Consider the following 18,957-nt stretch of genomic DNA (forward strand, 5'->3'; position numbering starts at 1 on the left):
CGGCCCCGTCACTTCTTTGAAAACGCGTCGTTGCGTCGACGGGCACGAGAGCGTAGTTCGTCGCGAGTGTTGGCGGTGACGATCTCGTAGAAGCAAGCTCGGCCGAAACGGTTCTTGCGTACCACGCGTCCCAAACGTTGCAAGGCTTGGCGGGTCCCGCTGCCACCACCGACGACGATGGCCACGTTGACTTCCGGCAAGTCGACTCCTTCGTCCAGCACACGATTGGCGACCAAGGCCGGGTAGCGTCCCTCACGAAGCCCATCCAAAATGTCTTTGCGTTCGCGTTTGCGGCAATGACTGAGCAAACAGGGAATCAGAAATCGGACCGACACGTCCCGTGCCATCGCGTTGGAACCGCAGAAAACGATCACCGGTTCACCGGCGTGCAATCGAAACAAGTCTTCGATGATGCGAAGCTTCTCCTCCGCGCGGTCTTCGATCGATCGCTTGGCGTGAAAGGCCTTCATGGCCACGCGGGCATCGGGATCGTTGCTGCTTTCCTTGCACAATGTCGGCCAGTCGTACTCGGGTTCGGTTTCGCGGCGAGTGGAGATATGCTCGCGGACGATGCGGCCCAGTGACTCGTACCGTGTGCGTTCGGATTCCGACAGATGAACCGCGATACGGATCACGTCGTAATCGGCTAGCGTGGTTCCTCTGGCGGCTGTGATTTCTTGAGTGTAGACCCGTGGGCCGATGACTTCATCCAACAGGACATGCTGCCCATCACGACGATCAGGAGTCGCCGTCAGACCAAGTCGATATGGCGCGGCAGACATCCTGGCGGCGTCCTGACGCATGGGGCCGGGCAGGTGATGGCATTCGTCAAAGATGATGAAAGGGAATCGATTTCCGATCCTGGGCATGTGGATCGCTGCGCTGTCGTAGGTCGTCACGCTGATCGGACTGACTCGATGAACGCCGTCGCCGATGATTCCTGAATCGATTCCGGTGGCGGCCAAGATACGATCGTGCCACTGATACATCAGGTCGCGTACTGGGGAGACGACCAGGACACCGCAACCGACGCTGCACATCGCGTGCAGGGCGACTTCCGTTTTGCCCGTGCCGGTGGGCATGACGACGACGCCACGTTTGTTCTCCATCCAAGCGTTCAATGCTTTGTTCTGGTCGGCGCGAAGCGAGTGCAGTTTTCGTTTGCTGAGCGTTACCTCGTGCCACTGAGGCACGTCGTCAATGAAGTCCTCCGCCAGCCAGCGCTGCAGGGTCTGAACCACCTCCTGGTAGTGCATCGCATCGGTGCGCCAGCATTTTCCCCGTGAGTCGTTCACCCAGACGAGTTGAGGAAACAGCTTCAGCAACAGCGGTTCCGCCACGCCCCGCAAGGTAAGCGTGCCTTGATCGAATTGGAGGCAAGGAGTGGTATCGGACACGAGACTGCGATGGATCGGTGAGTGGATCAAGCTGGGTGGAACCGCATCACCAAGTATCGTCGGTCAGCATCGCCAGCAGCAACACCAACGTGGACGGATTGCCCGTGGGAATGGCAGGAAAAACGGATGCGTCGACGATTTGCAAGCCCGACACGTTGCGAACAAACAGCCGATCATCACAGACGGCCAGTTCGCGGTTGCCGCCCCCACACGTGCCGACCGGATGATACAGCGTCTGTGAGTATCGCGAGATGGATTTGATCAGTGATTCATCGTCGACACGTTTCGCACCCGGCAGAATCTCGTGGCCCGCCAGTGACATTTCGTCAGCAATCTGTCGAGCCAGCCGCATGCCTCGTAACAAGGTTTCGGTATCCGATGGGTTTGTGAGATAGGGAGGATCGATCATCGGCATCGCCCGTGGGTCGGACGACTGCAGGCGAAGTCGGCCTTGGGAGAGCGGCCGAGTGACGTTGATACCGATCGTCATCGCCGGGGGAGTCTTGGGGTGCGGAAACAGCAAGTAGTGTGTCGGCGTGACGTGTAGTTGAATCGTCTCGTCATAAAACAAGCCACCGCATTCCGCGATGTTGCAGGCAATCGGGCCTCCACCCACGGCTTGCCATTGAGCCAAGTCACGCGGCGTGTCGACACACGCGAATTGGTGCTCTGGCGCGGTGGAAAAAATCATGGGCATGATCAGATGGTCCTGCAAACCGCGACCGACGCCCGGCAAGTCGATGATGGAGTCGATCCCGTGGGCGCGTAAATGTTCTGCGTCGCCGATCCCTGATCGCATCAAGATCGTAGGCGTGGCGATGGATCCGGCCGACAGGATCACGCGTTGGCGAGCATGGATGACTTCGCCATCGACCAGACGTACGCCTGTGGCTTGGTCTCCAGTCAAGACCACTCGGTCGACTTGACCGCGGACGAGGTCGATCCGGCCATCACCCAGTGGTTGGGCATCAAGCAGTTGCGCCGACGTCCAGCGTTTGCCAGAGCGGTTGAAACGCCGGTACAGCATCGGATGGTGGGGACCGGGATCGGCTTGCGTGGCGGCTCGCTGAGCAACATCGAGAAAGCGTTGGCAGACCGCGCTGGTCCAACGGGGTGACTCGGGACCGATCCGTTGGGTCAAGACCTGGAATCGCTGCTTCAGTCCCGACAGGCCTAGCCGATTTCCCGTCAAATCATCGATCATTTGAAAATCATGATCCGTGGGCGGAAACCAGATCATCGCGTTGATACGGGAGCTGCCGCCGAGGCCTTTGCCACGGGGCCACTTCATCCTGCGTCCTGCCAGTTGTGGCGAGGAAGCCGTCTCATGCCCCCAGTCTTCCACGCTGCCTAGCAGCCGAAGCCATCGATTGGGGCGAACCCGATCGATGTCCGGGGCGTCCGATGACTCCGGTTCGACGATTGTGACATGACGTCCACGTTCTGCCGCCGATCTCGCCACCAAGCAACCTGCGGTCCCCCCGCCGACGATGACGATATCTGCAGACCGACCGTGGATTTGTTGGCTGTTTTGCGGCACGATAGGCGAATTGCGGTTTGTGGATTACGATTCTGACCGAGCTGACGAGCCGAAAGGACGTCAAAATTGGTGTTTCAGCCTAACAGCCGTTCTAAAAACCGGCCGAGCCATGCTGAATACCCCGAGACAGCGAGCCGCTCAACAACTTCCCCCTCCCGCAACCCTTTTTAGATAGCCATGGATCATCGATTCTCCGTCGTCCCCACCGCACCTCCCGATGCCATTTTGGGTTTGACCGACGCATTCAATGCGGACACGAATCCTAACAAGATGAACTTAAGCGTCGGTGTCTACAAGGACGCGACCGGACAGACACCCGTTTTGCAGAGCGTCAAGGCTGCCGAACAAAAGCTGCTTTCCAACGAAAAGACCAAAGGCTATCTTTCGATCGGCGGTCTCCAGGACTACTGCGACCACGTTCGCACGCTGGCCTTTGGCGATCAAGTCCCGGCCGAGCGTGTGGCGGTGTTGCAGACGCCCGGTGGCACCGGCGCATTGCGTGTCGCGGCCGACTTTCTCAAGACGCAGTTGCCCGGGGCCAAAGTATGGATTCCCACACCGACGTGGGACAATCACCGGGCCATCTTTGATGCCGCGTTGCTACCCAACGACGGCTATCGATATCTCGCTGCCGATCGCACTTCGTTGGACCTCGACGCGATGGTCGCGGACTTGCGAGAGAAAGCATCGCCCGGTGACACCGTCTTGTTGCACGGTTGTTGCCACAATCCGACCGGCATCGATCCGACCGCCGAGCAGTGGAAAGTGATCGCCGACGTGATCGCTGAAAGACGACTGTTGCCGCTGATCGATTTTGCTTACCAAGGCTTTGGCGACGGACTGGAAGCCGATGCCGTGGGACTACGAACGGTGATGGATCGCGTCGACGAAGCCATGGTGTGTACTTCGTTCTCAAAGAATTTTGGGTTGTACAGTGAACGCGTCGGAGCCGTCTCGTTGGTCGCCGCCCAGGCGAGCGAAGCCGCAGCGGCCAACAGTCAGCTCAAGCGAATGGTTCGCACCAACTACAGCAACCCGCCTCGACACGGCGGCGCGATCGTGGCGACGATCCTGTCCGATCCCGAACTGACCGCCATCTGGAAATCCGAGTTGGACACGATGCGAAATCGGATCACCCAGTTGCGTCAACAGTTTGTCGAAACGATGAAGACCACCGGTGCCGGCCACGACTTTTCATTCCTGTTGCCTCAAAAAGGCATGTTCAGCTACAGCGGCCTGACACCGATGCAAGTCGACGAGCTGAAACAAAAGTATGGGATCTACATCGTCGGCAGCGGACGCATCAACGTCGCCGGAATGAGCGAGTCCAACATGCAGTCCTTGTGTGATGCGGTCGCGTCTGTCCTGGAAGGCTGAGAGGCACACCGCCATGGCATTGCCCGGTCTGCTCATCATCGGCGCGCAAAAATGTGGCACGTCCACCTTGCATGCTTCGTTGGGCAGTCACCGACAAGTTTGCTTTCCGATGAATCCCGCCAACGGGAAAACCATCAAGGAGATGAACTACTTCGGCAACCTGTGGGACCGTGGACATGATTGGTACGCCAGTCACTATCAAGATGATTCGCGAATCGCCCTGGATTCAACGCCCAATTACCTCTGCGATATCGAAGCCCACGAGCGGATGGCCCAGGTCCTGCCCGATGCACGACTGATCGTTTCGCTGCGAGATCCGATCGCCCGCGCCTACAGTCAGTTCAATCACTATTCCCAACACATCGAAGTCACCCGGACTTGGGATTGGCGTCGCCCTGGGGAATCGTTGGCGGCCAACATTCAAGCCGAGTTGGATGAGCCCAAACGACGGTGGTACGGATTGCTTGCACGTGGCTACTACGAACGGCAATTGCAACACCTGTTGAGTTTCTTTCCGCGAGAAAGAATTCACGTGATGATCATGGAGCGATGGATTGCCGACCCTGATCGCTACTTTGACGAACTGCTGGCGTTTGCCGACCTAGAGCCGCAGGAACTTACCAAGAACGCCGTCCACATGCGTGCCTACACCGTCGATCCGCTTGATCGAGATCTCGATCGACAACTGCGTGAGATCTATCGACCGCATAACGAACGCCTGTTTGAGTGGTTGGGCGAGTCGATCGACGAGTGGAACTGATCCGCGGTGACGCTGAGTCAAAACCTCAACGATGCGTTGGGGGCATGTCGATGGACTCACTCGGCGTGGTGCAGCATGCGTTCCAGGCGATCGAGAATCGACACCATTTGGTTCCATTCCGAGACGGCCTCCAGTGTGGGGACGGTGCTGGCGTCGGTACGATCGTAACCACGCTCGCTCACCATGACCTTGGCCGACAAAACCGCGACACCGCGAGAAGCAACGTCTTCGCTTTTTCGCGTCGGAGCAAGATGTGTATCGTCGTCGATCGGCAGGACTTGCTGCATCGCTTGGTGCACGGCCCACAATGCCGCTTTGCGAGGCGATTGGGCTTGGACGATGGTGCGAAGGGTTCCGGATTGAACGTAGTACTTGGTCATGATCGTGGCCTGTGTGTTTGGTGTGAAGTGTTCTCGATGCGAACTGCCTCGGGAACACCTCTCTCATCGCAACGTGCGATGACACCATCGGTCACGGTGTGAATTCAGCTAGCCCGAATTATTCAAGCGACTCACGACAAAATTCGCAACACGTTTGCACGAAACGGTTTACGCGGATTGGCACGAAAACAGGCTGCGCATATCAGCCGCCACGCGATAGCGTCCGGTTCTCACGCCTGTAATCGGGAACCGGACGCTATCGCGTGCCGGCTAATGAATAATCCGGGCTAGTGCATCGTCCAGTCTTAGAACGTGGGTTCAGTAGATGAGCCGTTTTGGCGTTAGCCACGGTTTTCGTGACACAACCGTGGCTAACGCCAAAACGGCTAACCCCTAAATCAAGACCGGATGATGCACTAGTGGCCTGGGACATCTTATCTTTAGGGTAGTGGATCTTGTTAAAGATCCTGTAGCGGTGGGATCTTTAACAAGATCCACTACGACAAACGCTAACTTCTAGCTGTCCCAGACTACTTGGTATCTGCAAGACCCGGCCGCTCACGCGTCACGGCTCACGGCGTTTGACAGCGTCGTCCGTTTGGATACGTTGAGCTGGTTGGCGCTGAACGCCACTGCCCGTGAAACGGGTGTGAAACTCGCTCAATCTTCCTTGGTGGGTCCGTCCACGCGTTCATCCACGGGGGCTTCAGCTTTCGCCTCTGTGGGTTCATCGGGCGCGTCCGGTTCGGGCAATTCGATGACCGGTTCGCCGAAATCGGCAAAGAACGTTTTGCCGCATGCTTCGCATTTCACTTCCGTTCCCAGCAACTGATCATCGATCACTTGCGGGATGCCGTCGCAGTAGACGCGGACTTTTCCGCTTTGCGCCGCCATCGCCTTGAGGTGTGCCTCGGCGACACCGGCGACTTCGATGTCCTCGGGCTCCAGTGTCGTCAGCAACTCTCGCGTGACTTCGCTCATCGATGCCAAGCGGTTGGCCAAATGGCGGACGCTGCGTTCAAAGCTGTTTCGCGATGCACGGCCGTTTCCGAAATGTCGGTCACGCGTTGCGTAGAGATAAGTGAATCCGCGAAGCAAGCGACGACGTGTTTCGGTGGGCAGCGTGTACTTGGCTTTCTTGGCCATCAATTCAAAGATCTTGCAGAGGGCGTCGGGCGAGTAGTCTTCGAACTGCATCGTGGTGCCGACTCGACTGCTCAATCCGGGGTTGCTCCGAATCATGGCTCGCATCTCGTTGGGATAGCCGGCCAGGATCACGACCAATCGATCTCGTTGATCTTCCATGCGTTTGAGCAAGGTTTGAATGGCCTCTCGTCCGTATTGGTCCTGGCCGTTCTCGTCGATCATCGTGTAGGCTTCATCGATAAACAAAACGCCGTCAAGCGCTTCGTCGATCTTGGCGTTGGTCTTGGGACCGGTTTGCCCGGCATACTCCGCGACCAATCCACTGCGATCGGTTTCGACGAGGTGACCTTTGCTCAAGATTCCCAGGGCGCCGTAGATTTCGGCGATGATCCGGGCGACAGTCGTTTTGCCCGTGCCGGGATTCCCGATGAACGCCATGTGCAGACTCGGACGCGTGGTGGGCAAGCCCATCTCCTCACGCTTGCGTTCCATCTTGAGAAAGTTGGTCAGCGTTTCGATTTGGTTCTTGATGTTGTCCAATCCGATCAAGCGATCCAGTTTTGCGCGGGCATCAGCCAAGCGTTCTTCCGGAGTCCGGTTGTCTTCCACCGGTGCGTCCGAATTGGACTCGGGCGTTGTTTCCGGTTTAGGCCGGTTGGCCGATCCACCGGGGCCGGCTATGGGGGTCGGCTTTTCAGCGGCGGTCGGGCCGACGCCCTCGCGTAACCGCTTGGCTTCGTTTCTCAGCCATGCGATCGCGTCGCGCGCATTCTCTGTGTCGGCGTCCGTTTGCAGGGTTTCCGGCGCACGACCACGGGCTTCGTCAAAGTGCCGTTTCATTCGCTGGATATTCTCGTTGTCGGCGGCCGAGACGTTGCCGTCGACCGCCGTCAACAGGTTTGCCATCCGCATCGCCAGGGTTTCCAATTGACCCCAAGATGCGCGCAAGTCGGGCAACTCGACGAAAGGACGGATGAGTTCGTCCCATTGAAAGTCGTTGGACGCGGTGATCAGCCAATCGACGGCTTCGTGCAACTGGCTGCCCATGACCGATTTTCCCCAGATGTGTTCCAACAACACGCGTCCGAGCTGACGCTGTTCCATGTTGCGACTGCTGGCCGAGGGCACCGCCGCGGCGAACACCTTCATCAAGAACCCTTGATGCAAATCGTCCATCTGGTCCGCGATCGAAACGGCTTCGTCGTTGTCACTGCCGGCCAGCCAACCATAAGAGCCGCGGACGAGCTTGCCGCTTTCAATGTACAGTTGGCGCGTCTCCTGCAGTGCTTCGCGATACAGTCGAATCGACTCGATGATTCTGTCGTCAGAATTATTCGTCATGGGGGCTGCCGTGGGTGTGTTCAGGTCGCTGGTCGCCGGAAAAAATGAATTCGGGCTTGTTTGTCAGGTCGGTGCTCAACATGGTTGGGCACCAATAACGCTCGATGTGCTGAGCGACCAGACGATTTCCATCAAAGTGATTAACGTACGGACTCATGGCCGAGTTGTACATCGTATCTGTCATGTCTCGCATCAGAACGACATTGAGGTTTTGATAGACCAGTTGGCGAATGGAGAACGGTCTGCCCAAGACGCACATGTTGGTGTGAACGCCGGTGACGATGACGTTCTTGATTCCGCGGGCGACCATCAAATCGTAGGCTTTGGTGGAGTCCGTGATCGCGTCACCCTCTTTGATGTCGATCGCAGCGATCTGCCGGGTCCAAGCGGTGTAGTTTTTGCACGGCGGATTGCAATCGCAGCCTCCGTCGGAATCATCGATCGGCAAAGGCGGCTCTCGTTTGGAATCAAGATGACACCAGCCTTTCAGCTCCACGACGCTCTTGGCTTGCGGCGCGTCGGTCGCCAAACGAACCATCGGTGTATCGCGATAGAAATCCACACAACTGCTGGGGCAGTGAATGACCAGCACTCCGCGGTCACGGGCGGCGTGCAGGACTTCGTTGAGCCGCGGTGCCATTTCAGCGACCCGCGCCGTCGCGCCCCGGCACCAATGTTTGTCCCACATGTCGCAAACGACAATCGCGGTCTCGGAGGCTTGCCATGCCAACTCACGGATTTGTGAGCGACGGCGTCCCCGATCGATGTCCGCTGGTGCTTGTTCGCCAACGAGTTGCGAGCGGGCATGAATGACCAATGAGGCGTCGTCTCGCGGTTCCTGTGGACTGGCTTGCTGCGCCTTGGCGATGGATGAAATCAAGACGACGACGAGCATCAGAGTGGTCGGTCGAAGCATGTAGGGGGCTCCTCGATGTGGCGATGGATACGGAGATTCAATTTAGCGATGCCGAATTCCTGGCGAGCGTCTGCTGGGTGAAAGTTGCTCCGAAAACAAAAAAACTCCGACCTCAAGAGGCCGGAGTCAGGGTGCTTTCTTGTACGTCAGGCTTTCCAGCCTGACCTGCGGTTCTCATGTCAGCCTGGAAAGGCTGACGTACGGGATCAGGCGAACGGGTTGTACTCGCCGGGCACGGGCACGGGGTACTTGCCATCGGGGCCGGGCATGGCGCTCGGTGGCGGGTCGGAGTCGATGGTGTACTCGTCGATTCCTGGGCACAGGTCCTTGCCCTTTTCCATCAGCTCGTCCCATTTGATGACCTTGCCGCTGTAGCAAGCTTCGCGACCCAGGATCGCGGTGAAGGTCGAGTGCGCGCCGTACTCGCCTTCGTTATAGATCTCGCCACGCATCAGGGCAGCGATCAGGTCGTGCTGTTCCTGTTGGTGTCCTTGTTGACGACCTTTCCTGCCGAACTCGAATGGGTTTTCGCCTTGGATCGATCCCGATGGGTCGGCGGTGCCCTTGGTGCCGTGCGCGAACTCGGCGACATGATTCCAGGCGTTCTTCAGGTGACGTCCTTGGCTGAACATCTTGGTACCGTCGGCAAACGTGTACTCACAGAACGTGTGATCAAAGATCTGTGACTTCGTCGCATCGCCGCCTTCACGAAGTCCACGTCCGCCCATGCCGTTGCACTCGACGGGATACTCGCCTTTGACCCAGCAACCGACGTCCAAGTTGTGAATGTGTTGTTCACAGATTTGGTCGCCCGAGAGCCAGTTGAAGTGGTACCAGTTGTTGGTTTGGAACGCCATTTCGGTTTGGTCTTCGGTGCGATTGCGATACCAAATGCCGCCACCGTTCCAGTAAACACGTTGGCAGATGACATCGCCGATGGCACCATCGTGAATCCGCTGCACGGTTTCCTTGTATTGGGCTTCGTGACGACGTTGCAGGCCGATTCCGACCATCAGGTTCTTTTTCTTGGATTCGGCAACGGCATCGAGCACACGGCGAACACCTGGGGCGTCCGACGCAACGGGTTTTTCCATGAAGATGTGCTTGCCCTTGGCGACCGCGTACTCGAACTGTTGCGGTTTGAACCCGGGTGGTGTTGCGATGATGACCAGATCCAGATCGTCTACGGCATCAATGGCCTGTTTGTAGGCGTCAAAGCCGCTGAAGATTCGGTCGGCGGGCACATCGACCTTGTCCGGGTTGGCTTTGGACAGGTTGCTGACCGCATCGGATGCTTTCTTATGGAAAGCATCGGCCACGGCAACCAGCTTGGTGTTACCCTCGGTCTTGAAGATATTCTGCGAAGCACCTTGACCACGTCCACCACAACCGACCAGAGCGAACTTGATTTGGTCGCTGCCTTGGGCGTGAGCGGTTCTTGCTATGGTGCTCGACAGGGCAGCCACGCCAGCGGCGGCCGTCGTTGATTTGAGAAAATTTCGGCGATTGGAATTGTTTTCCATCGATGATGTCCTGATACAAAGGAGAGACGTTGGAGAGGGAAATCAGATTTGCCGCATTGTACTGTAAAAACCCGCCAACGGGTCGAGGGCTTTCCCTGTAGCGGCGGTGAGGGCGTCTTTTTTACCCGCTTTTCGCCGCCCCGAATCCCGTGCGACCATTTTTCCGCCCGATCAAGTACGAGTGATGCGATGTCCGATGATTCTGAACGCCTCCTGCCAAGCGACCCAGCAGGACGCCCCGACAACAACGCCCCCCGAAAATCGATCCCGCTGGGGGGCGGTCCGGTGCCAGCCGAAGCTGTTCCCGCGTTTGGCTGCGTCGTTTATGTCAGTCGTCGAGACGGTCGGGTCCAAGCCAGGGTTGCCAATCTCGCCGGGATCGCGGTCGATGCGGAGAGCGAGCGGTCCGCCTTGGGGCAGGTTGTCCGGCTCTTCAAAGCCTCGGTCGTGGATCACCTCGCCGACGGTGGCTCGATTCCCTGGGTCGATCCGCCCGCAACGATGCGGCCGGAGGAGCAAAAGCGTTTCTTGCCGGTCCATCTTTAACTGATCTTCATGGTCGTGCGGTAGACTCTGAGATTCGATGAGGCCCTTCACCAAAGTCCGGTCGGTCCTCAAGTTCTGACCGTCCACTCTTGATCTCTCACGTCCACTCACGATCCCTGCATGCTGTCTCGCCCGAATGTCCTCCTGGTTCTGACACTGAGTGTCGTCGGTGTCGTTCACCTCAATGGAATGTTCGGCAAGTTCGTTTTGGACGATTTTGCGCTCGTCCAGAACGCGTTACTGCGAGACCTGTGGAGTTTCGATTGGTTCCGCTTAGCGAAACGTCCCGTCGCCACGGCCACGTTCGCGGCGAACTTTGCATACACGGGCGAAGACCCTCTGGGGTTTCACATCGTCAACTGGCTGGTGCATCTGTCTGCGGTCGCTGCGCTGTTCGCGTTGGTCCATCGAACGATGTTGATGCCGGCGTTCACGTTTGCCTCCAGCAAGACAGCGGATCCAAAGACGGCACCCTCGAACTCTCCCGCAGACTTTGACTCGCAAGTCGCGATTGCCACGGCGACGGCCACGGCCACGGCACTACTCTGGGGTGTCCACCCCCTGACCACTGCGGCGGTGACCTACATCGTCCAGCGGTTCGAATCCTTTGCATCGCTCTGGATTCTGGTTTGTCTTTGGGCATGGTCCCATGCGTTTGGCAGGACCGTCACCGAGTCGGCTGCTGCAACCAGTGACCAGGCGAAGCGATCAAACAACAAAACGATGTGGGCCATTCTGGCGATCGTCGCCGCCTATGCCGCCTACGGCAGCAAAGAAATGGCGGCGGGACTTTCGCTGACCGTACTGCTCTACGACCGATATTTCCTCGCGGATTCATGGCGAGGTTTGCGATCACGTTGGCATTGGTACGCCGTGTTGACAGCGCCCTTGATTGTGGGACTGTTCGTGTTTGTCCCTCGATTGTTGCGGACTCGTCATGCGGAAGGATCGACGATCGGATTCGGCATCGATGGGTTCACGCCGTGGTCGTATTTGACCAGTCAGCCTGTGGTGTTCTTGCGATACCTGAGACTGTCGGTGCTGCCGATCGGACAGTCGCTTGACTACGGATGGATCCCCAGTCGATCGCCGACGAACCAAATGATCGGCGCGATCGCTTGGTTGGGATTGTTGCTACTGGTCGGTTGGCTGTTCATGCGTTTTCGTCGTGCCAGCGTGCTCGTGATCGGAATGCTGGTGATCCTGGCGCCGACGTCTACGCTGCTGCCACTGCAAGACATCATCTTTGAGCACAGATTCTATTTGCCACTCGCGTTCTTGACCGCCTGCATCGTCGGGGTGATCGTCCATCGGTTGGCCATTCGAAATGCCGATCACGATGCACCGAGCATGCAACGGCTGGCCGTCCAAGCATTGACCGTGGCCTTGGTGCTGGCGGTTCCTTTGGGCTGGCTAACCACCGAGCGAAATTTGGACTACACCCTAGCGGCACGACTGTACGCACAGGATTGCCGCGTCAACCCAGACAACCCGCGTGCTTGGTTCTCACTAGCAAACTCGATGGACTTTGATGAGATCGAGCCCAAGCTGGAAATGCTCCGGCGAGCGGTTGAACTTTCTGAGCAGCGTGACTTCTTCTACGGCGGGACGGATTACCTGTACCGGCGAGAGCTTGCGGACAACCTGCTGTTGTCAGATCGCCACCGGGAGGCAGGCGTGTATTTCCAGGAAGCACTTCCTCACTGTCATAACCTGCTGGAAACGACCGAATGTCAGTTTCGTCTCGCGCTGATCGCTTCTCTGGACAATCGACCGGATGACGCGGAGATGTGGTTTCAAAAGGCACTTCAGGGGGACGAAAGCCTGCAAAAGGAGATCAAGGCGACCTACCAGGCCCACCGGGAACGCGTCGAGAAAATGGCGAATGCCTCGGGCGAGTCGTCCGACTCACCTCCGCGATCCTCCCCCGGCTCGTGAACCATTCGGTCGCCCAAACACTTCATCAAATCTTTACCTGACAGACATTTACGCATGAGGGCACTTCGCTAACCTCATGCAATGAAATCTCCGGCCACCAGCGCGACGTCGTCAACATGCCCAACAACCTGGGTGGTGATCGCTGCATTGAACGAGGGCCAAAGGATCGACGCCGTCGTTCGCCAGTTGGTCGGCAAGCGCTTTCAAGTCGTCGTGGTGGACGATGGATCTGTCGATGCGACATCGCAGGTGGCTCGCGATGCCGGCGCAGTCGTGCTGCGTCATGTGATCAATCGTGGCCAAGGTGCGGCGTTGCAAACGGGGATCGATTTTGCTGTCCGGCAGTCCGCTGATATCATCCTGACCTTTGATGCCGATGGACAGCATGATCCAGCGGACATCATCGAAATGATCGCGCCGATTGTCAGTGGAGACGCCGATGTCGTCTTGGGGTCTCGGTTTCTGGGCCGGTCACCAGGCATCCCGTGGCATCGGCGGCTACTGCTGCAGGCTGCAGTGTTGTTCACGCGTTTGACGACGGGCTTGCCACTGACGGACACACACAACGGGCTGCGAGCGTTTTCCGTCGCAGCGGCCCGGCGGATTCGCATCACCGAAGACCGCATGGCACACGCGTCGGAGCTGTTGCACATCATCGCCGATGCTCGTTTGAAGTGTGTCGAGAGGCCGGTCACGATTCGCTACAACACCGAGTGCTTGGCCAAGGGACAGTCCAATCGCGCGGCATTGGGCATCTTTACCCGAGTGATCTTCAATCGCTTGTTTCAGATCTAACGATTGGGAACGAATTGATGTTGATCATCCAGTGGCTCATTATTCCGTTCGCGATCGTCATTGCCGTTCATGAACTGATCGCCTTCATGCGTGTCGCCAGCCGGTTGCGACTGCTGCACGCCGTCCTGTGGGCAGCCGTTGCGGTCCTCGTTTGGCGACCGTCGCTCGTGCAGGCGATGGCGGATTGGGTCAACGTCGGGCGGGGAGCCGATTTTGTTTTGTACGGGTTGGTCGTTTACACCATCCTGTTCACCTTTTACGTTCTGCAAAACCAAGAACGGCAAAGGCAACTGGTGACAGATTTGGTACGCGACATGGCGATTCGCGACGCAGATTTTTCAGGTGCTCAGATTCGAAACTCGCCACCCGAACACGACGACCACTCGTAGAGAGCGCCGCGTCGATAGGCTTGCCACCAACGACGCGACAGTTCGCGATTCGGCGAGAAACCATTTCCCAATAAGAATCGCAGACGTTGAATCAAGATGGCACCTCGCACCCCCATCCGCCCGATCGGCTCGGGCAGCCATCTCGGCAACGTCTTGTCCACAAATCGAGCCAACTCACGGCCGGCACGCTCGCGCCGACTGACGATCCAATCGGGATCGATCTGGCTTGCCGAAACGTGATGTGAAACCGTGGCAGCGGCGACATAGCGCCCGCGAATGCCTCGTGCCATCAAACGACGTTGCGCGTCGGACTCCTGTCCCGTTAACCCGCCCGCCGAACCGGGACCGTGAAACGGATCAAAGCCACCAATTTCCATCAGGTCGTTGTGGTAGGCGGCCCAGTTGAATCCTAAGAAGGCCGTGTACAATCCGAGCCATCGGTCTCTCACGCCTAATGACCAACCTTTGGTCGACGCCGTCATGAAAGGCAACAGGCTCGTCTCCGGTGGTGTCTCGTAGTCCACAGTAATGGGGCCGCCAAAAAACGCGCCTTTGGGATACTCCGTCATCGCATGCAGGTACGCCCGAATCAATCCCGAATCCACCAAGATGTCATCGTCCAGCAGGATCACCAACCCACCGGCGATCAGATCCAGTCCATGATTGAGCGCCATGCTCTTATTCGCATTGGCGATACGGTCGTAACGAACAGGCAACCGGTCCGAAAATCCATCAACAACGGCATCCAGTTGCTGCTGACCGCCATTCTCCACCACCACGACCTGATCCACACGGCTCACCTGATCGGCATCCGCCAACGACGACAGCGTCCGAGCGAGCATCTCCGGTCGCGCATGGGCGGCGATCAAAACGGAAATCGGTGTATCAGATGTCATCTTGTCGTCCATTCGCGGATCACCATCCCGCTCAACTGTATAATCTTTGGCGTCCAAAGATTCATCCACCCACTGTTTTTATCGCCAAATGCCTATCGTCAGCGTTGTGATGCCGGTTCTCGCAACGCCAGAACCTCTTTTGCGGCAAGCGATCCAGTCGATCCTCGATCAAACTCTATCGGACTGGGAGCTGATCATCGTGGAGGATCCCTCCGATTTCGTGTGCACCGAAGTCATCAGATCTTTTTCGGATGATCGCATTCGATATGTGATCAATGATCAACGAACCGGACTAGTACGCCAACGCAATCTCGGCTTGGAAATGGCACAGGGACAGTTCATCGCCAAAGCCGACTCCGATGACATCTCGGAGCCACAGCGGTTGCAGGAACAGTTTGATCATTTGACACAAAACGAACACATCGGTGTGGTCGGTTCCCACCTGACGATCGTGGATTCGGAGGGCCAGCGTATCGGGCGACGGGAGTACCCGACCGACCCACGCGACGTCCGACGATTGATGCGGCGACGTAACGTGATCGCCCAGCCTGCCGCATTCTTTCGAGCGGAGTTGGTTCGACGCTTCGGCGGATACCCTGACGGTTACCCCGTGTGCCAGGATTACGCCTACTGGAGCCATCTGGCCAAGCAAGGCGTGCAACTAGCCAACTTGCAGCAATACCTTGTCCGCTATCGACAGCACGCCGCCAGCATCAAGTCCACTCGCTTGCGCGAGACCCTCGATGCAACCCTACGCGTCAAGGACACTTACTGGCGAGACGAGATGACGCTTGCCGATCACGGTCGAATGCTGGGCGAGCGACTGCTTCGCCACGCTCCCGCGTCGTGGACACAACGTTTGTTCGCGTGGATGACATTTCGCCGCTGAGCGGAATGATAAAGATTTCATCAAGCTTACCGCGTTGCCATTTCGCGATCACATCCGGGCGTTACGCTCTCAGATCACCATCGGTCGACCCCCTTCTGTAAAACTTCGCCAGCATTGAAATCGCCCGCCCCCACTTCATTCCGCGCGCTCCAACCTCGTAATGGGATTCGCCAGAATTACCTCTGGCGACTGCTGACACTCTGCCTCAGCGTTCTGCTCGCCTCTCTCATCGGCTGCTCCGAGAAAAGCTCCTCGGTCGACTTGGAACTGCCGCTCGTAGAACCTACTCTCGCGGACACACCCGACGCCGGGGCGATCGCCGAGTATCAACAGCGAGCCGCGGATGCCTTGCCGTCGGACGCTGCGGCAACCCAAGCATGGACGTCGTTGTTAGGACCAAACCGAAACGGCTGGACCGCACAGTCGATTTCCCCAAGTTGGGGCGACGCTATGCCTGCGTTGCTTTGGGAAACGCCTGTCGGTACCGGATACGGATCGCCCGTTGCCTTCGGTGGCAAAGTCATCTTTAACCATCGCGTCGACGACACCGACATCGTCGAGTGTCACGGCGCCGTCGATGGAGAACTGCTTTGGAAATCCGAGTTCCCGACCACGGCCACGTGTGAGTATGAATACAGCGACGGACCTTACAGCACACCCGTGATCGATCCCGCTTCGGCCCGCGTGTTCAACGTCACTGGCGATGGCTCGATGGTCTGCTTGGAACTCGAATCGGGAAACATTCTCTGGCAACGTGACTTGAACAAAGAATACTCGGTCGCGCCCGAGTTGTTTCCCGTCGGCGGATCACCGTATCTCGACGTCTCGGCGTCACGTCCCGGCGGCCAGTTGATCTTTAACTTGGGCGCGGCCGACCGAGGTGCCGGAGTGATCTCGCTGGACCCGACGACGGGTGAGACGATTTGGGAATCGGGCAGGTGCGGCGTGGGTTATTGCACGCCGTTGGTGACAACGATTCATGACCAACGGTTCTTATTCATTTTTATGGATCAAGGCATCCTGTGCTTGGATCCCGACAGTGGCACGATCGATTGGGAGGAAACCCATTTCAGTCGCGCTCCGATGTCGTACAACGCGGTTTCACCGATGTGTATCGATGACAAGATTCTGGCCGTGACCGGTCCCGGACCGGGTGCGATCTGTTTGCAAATCAAGCCCGACCGCAGCCATGAAGTTGTCTGGAAAAACCGGCGTGTGATCGATTGTCAATACAACGCCTTGATGTTGCGGGACGGTTACGTGTACGCGTTTACGGCGGCCGGTCAAGGCGGCGCGGAACTCCGCTGCGTCGAGTTTGCCACGGGCGACCTGCAATGGCGCTACCACAGCTTGTTGCGTCGAGGCCAAGGCCTGATCGCCAACGACGTGATCGTCTTACTCGGAGAATCGGGGCATCTTGCCGCACTGGAATGCACTCCAGAGCAGCCCAAAGTCCTCGCGTTCACCAAAGAACCCCTGATGGCGGGCTCCTGTTACTGTTCGCCGGCCTTGGACAATGGAATTCTGATCCTCAAAGACGAATCCCGAGTCGCAGCGTTCGACGTCAGCGGCGTCGCCAAATAGCAGATCAGGTGCAAAAAAGTGGTCCCGGGCGTCATCACTTCCGCCGGACTTGCCCCGGTTCGGAGCAACAACTGGCAGCTACCGTCAATACAGCAAATCACCTCCCCACCGCCCGAGAATCGCCTCTGGCGATTCTCGGGCGGTGGGGAATTTCTGTTAGCGTGCGAGGGTAGCCGTGGGCTGTTCAGAATTTGGCGTCGTGGCACTATGGCGCTCCGCAAGTTTCTGTCACCAATCCCGGCGCAGCTGGTGGCCCCCAGTGAGCCTCAGGCGCTAGCCGTGGGCCTGAGGCGGATTGTGGTACTGGCCCACGGCTAGCGCCTGAGGCTCACACTGATTGCGATGCATGGAACAAAAACATGGACTGAAAAAACAGTTTCAACACCAAATTTTGAACAGCCCACGGTAGCCCTCAATTAAAACCTCCGCCGAGACAAGCTCGGCGGAAGGAGCTTCGCGGAACAAGCCTTGCGAACCTGAATCACGCGACGCCCCCAACTTTTTGCTGAGTCCAGCCTGATCCTCACGCGAAGAAAAACAAACGGGGCCTCCGTTTCAATCGAGTCAGTTAACCTTCATTTTGCGATCCAACAAGTACGTCAGGCTTTCTAGCCTGACATACACCGGTGAAGCTTTCAATCGAGTCAGCTGACCCTCATTTTGCGACGGTTATGGAAGCCTTGGGTACGGAACTCAAGCCAAAGTTTCAATCGAGTCAGCTGACCCTCATTTTGCGACTCAAGACGATTCGCGATTTGGGGAAGTCTACAAGATCATCGTTTCAATCGAGTCAGCTGACCCTCATTTTGCGACACCCCGCAGTTGCTCGAACGCAATGCGGAATACGGTAAAAGTTTCAATCGAGTCAGCTGACCCTCATTTTGCGACCGCCGAAGCGGCTTAGATGGACCAAGAATGTGAGGGGTGTTTCAATCGAGTCAGCTGACCCTCATTTTGCGACATATCACTTCAGCCGTGGGCGATACAAAGGGTATGCGAAAGGTTTCAATCGAGTCAGCTGACCCTCATTTTGCGACCCTGTCTCTCGTCGTCTCGGCTGTCAACGCGGAAGAGCCGCAGTTTCAATCGAGTCAGCTGACCCTCATTTTGCGACTCAGCTTTATGCTGTCTCGTAGTCGTCGTCGACGAAGAGTTTCAATCGAGTCAGCTGACCCTCATTTTGCGACCGCGGTTTCTTGGGCCGCTTTCGAATCGTAACGGCTAAGTATCGCGGCGGCAAGCTTTTACGTTGATTCATCTCAAAATCCTAGAAATACGAACATCCGCAGCGCCACCCAGTCTGACACTGCCGGTGGCAAACGGTTTGTCGTTTCCTTACCGCAGTCACACTTTGACCGCTGTCGCAAGTCCGGGACAAGCATCGAACCTCTCACGACGCGCCCACATCCGGGGCTGCTGACGCTCTCAATGATCCTCGCATCCGTAGTGCCGACCTGCCTGGCAACTTCGATTTCCACCGACAGCATGTAGCGCCCTTTCAGGGCTGAGATGAACGACGTAGCTACGAGTTGTTGCTCCG

The 18,957-nt window shown here is 57.5% G+C and carries 15 protein-coding genes and 1 CRISPR repeat array; of the genes, 8 read left to right on the plus strand and 7 right to left on the minus strand.

The window, feature by feature from the left end; all coding sequences use genetic code 11:
- Positions 1-8 precede the first annotated feature (8 nt).
- Entirely contained in the window at positions 9-1,397 is a 1,389-nt protein-coding gene (locus Pla52nx_RS02275) for a DEAD/DEAH box helicase family protein (protein WP_146518084.1), read from the minus strand.
- A gap of 46 nt (positions 1,398-1,443) precedes the next feature.
- The gene (locus tag Pla52nx_RS02280; protein WP_146518085.1) at positions 1,444-2,937 is read right to left on the minus strand and encodes a GMC family oxidoreductase; all 1,494 of its coding nucleotides are present in this window, start codon (positions 2,935-2,937) and stop codon (positions 1,444-1,446) included.
- Between the two features lie 177 nt (positions 2,938-3,114).
- On the opposite strand from Pla52nx_RS02280, the gene Pla52nx_RS02285 reads away from it, so the two are divergent.
- A complete protein-coding gene (locus tag Pla52nx_RS02285; protein ID WP_146518086.1) occupies positions 3,115-4,314 on the plus strand; it encodes an amino acid aminotransferase in 1,200 nt (399 codons plus the stop codon).
- A 13-nt stretch (positions 4,315-4,327) separates the two neighbouring features.
- On the plus strand, positions 4,328-5,074 hold the full coding sequence (locus Pla52nx_RS02290; protein ID WP_197454221.1) for a sulfotransferase family protein: 747 nt from the start codon (positions 4,328-4,330) through the stop codon (positions 5,072-5,074).
- 56 nt (positions 5,075-5,130) lie between these two features.
- Here Pla52nx_RS02290 and Pla52nx_RS02295 read toward each other — a convergent pair whose 3' ends face one another.
- The 4 genes from Pla52nx_RS02295 to Pla52nx_RS02310 all read right to left on the minus strand — a co-directional run bounded on the left by Pla52nx_RS02295 (position 5,131) and on the right by Pla52nx_RS02310 (position 10,380).
- The gene (locus tag Pla52nx_RS02295) at positions 5,131-5,454 is read right to left on the minus strand and encodes a hypothetical protein (RefSeq protein ID WP_146518088.1); all 324 of its coding nucleotides are present in this window, start codon (positions 5,452-5,454) and stop codon (positions 5,131-5,133) included.
- Positions 5,455-6,114: 660 nt separating this feature from the next.
- Positions 6,115-7,941: an AAA family ATPase gene (locus Pla52nx_RS02300; protein ID WP_146518089.1), complete on the minus strand. Its 1,827-nt coding sequence runs from the start codon at positions 7,939-7,941 to the stop codon at positions 6,115-6,117.
- On the minus strand, positions 7,931-8,857 hold the full coding sequence (locus Pla52nx_RS02305; RefSeq protein WP_197454222.1) for an isochorismatase family protein: 927 nt from the start codon (positions 8,855-8,857) through the stop codon (positions 7,931-7,933). The genes Pla52nx_RS02300 and Pla52nx_RS02305 overlap by 11 nt, the downstream gene beginning before the upstream one ends.
- 206 nt (positions 8,858-9,063) lie before the next feature.
- Positions 9,064-10,380, minus strand: coding sequence for a Gfo/Idh/MocA family oxidoreductase (locus tag Pla52nx_RS02310; RefSeq protein ID WP_146518090.1), 1,317 nt, complete (start codon positions 10,378-10,380; stop codon positions 9,064-9,066).
- Positions 10,381-10,569: 189 nt separating this feature from the next.
- Here Pla52nx_RS02310 and Pla52nx_RS02315 point away from each other — a divergent pair, with 189 nt between their 5' ends.
- The 4 genes from Pla52nx_RS02315 to Pla52nx_RS02330 all read left to right on the plus strand — a co-directional run bounded on the left by Pla52nx_RS02315 (position 10,570) and on the right by Pla52nx_RS02330 (position 14,048).
- Positions 10,570-10,926 (plus strand): hypothetical protein, encoded by a 357-nt coding sequence (locus Pla52nx_RS02315; RefSeq protein ID WP_231741653.1) that lies wholly within the window; start codon positions 10,570-10,572, stop codon positions 10,924-10,926.
- Positions 10,927-11,046: 120 nt separating this feature from the next.
- Positions 11,047-12,864 carry a tetratricopeptide repeat protein gene (locus tag Pla52nx_RS02320; RefSeq protein WP_146518091.1) on the plus strand — a complete coding sequence of 606 codons (1,818 nt, stop codon included), beginning with the start codon at positions 11,047-11,049 and terminating at the stop codon, positions 12,862-12,864.
- A gap of 81 nt (positions 12,865-12,945) precedes the next feature.
- The gene (locus Pla52nx_RS02325; RefSeq protein WP_146518092.1) at positions 12,946-13,659 is read left to right on the plus strand and encodes a glycosyltransferase family 2 protein; all 714 of its coding nucleotides are present in this window, start codon (positions 12,946-12,948) and stop codon (positions 13,657-13,659) included.
- A 17-nt stretch (positions 13,660-13,676) separates the two neighbouring features.
- Complete coding sequence (locus Pla52nx_RS02330) at positions 13,677-14,048, plus strand: DUF2304 domain-containing protein (RefSeq protein WP_146518093.1); 372 nt, start codon at positions 13,677-13,679, stop codon at positions 14,046-14,048.
- On the opposite strand, the gene Pla52nx_RS02335 is transcribed toward Pla52nx_RS02330, so the two are convergent.
- The gene (locus tag Pla52nx_RS02335; protein ID WP_197454223.1) at positions 14,006-14,944 is read right to left on the minus strand and encodes a glycosyltransferase; all 939 of its coding nucleotides are present in this window, start codon (positions 14,942-14,944) and stop codon (positions 14,006-14,008) included. The genes Pla52nx_RS02330 and Pla52nx_RS02335 overlap by 43 nt on opposite strands.
- A gap of 88 nt (positions 14,945-15,032) precedes the next feature.
- On the opposite strand from Pla52nx_RS02335, the gene Pla52nx_RS02340 reads away from it, so the two are divergent.
- Positions 15,033-15,833 carry a glycosyltransferase gene (locus Pla52nx_RS02340; protein WP_146518095.1) on the plus strand — a complete coding sequence of 267 codons (801 nt, stop codon included), beginning with the start codon at positions 15,033-15,035 and terminating at the stop codon, positions 15,831-15,833.
- Positions 15,834-15,947: 114 nt separating this feature from the next.
- Positions 15,948-17,417 carry a PQQ-binding-like beta-propeller repeat protein gene (locus tag Pla52nx_RS02345; RefSeq protein WP_231741655.1) on the plus strand — a complete coding sequence of 490 codons (1,470 nt, stop codon included), beginning with the start codon at positions 15,948-15,950 and terminating at the stop codon, positions 17,415-17,417.
- Between the two features lie 552 nt (positions 17,418-17,969).
- Positions 17,970-18,604: a CRISPR direct-repeat array (repeat unit 35 nt; unit sequence GTTTCAATCGAGTCAGCTGACCCTCATTTTGCGAC).
- The last annotated feature ends 353 nt before the right edge of the window (positions 18,605-18,957 follow it).

Source organism: Stieleria varia (assembly GCF_038443385.1).
Classification (GTDB): Bacteria; Planctomycetota; Planctomycetia; order Pirellulales; family Pirellulaceae; genus Stieleria; species Stieleria varia.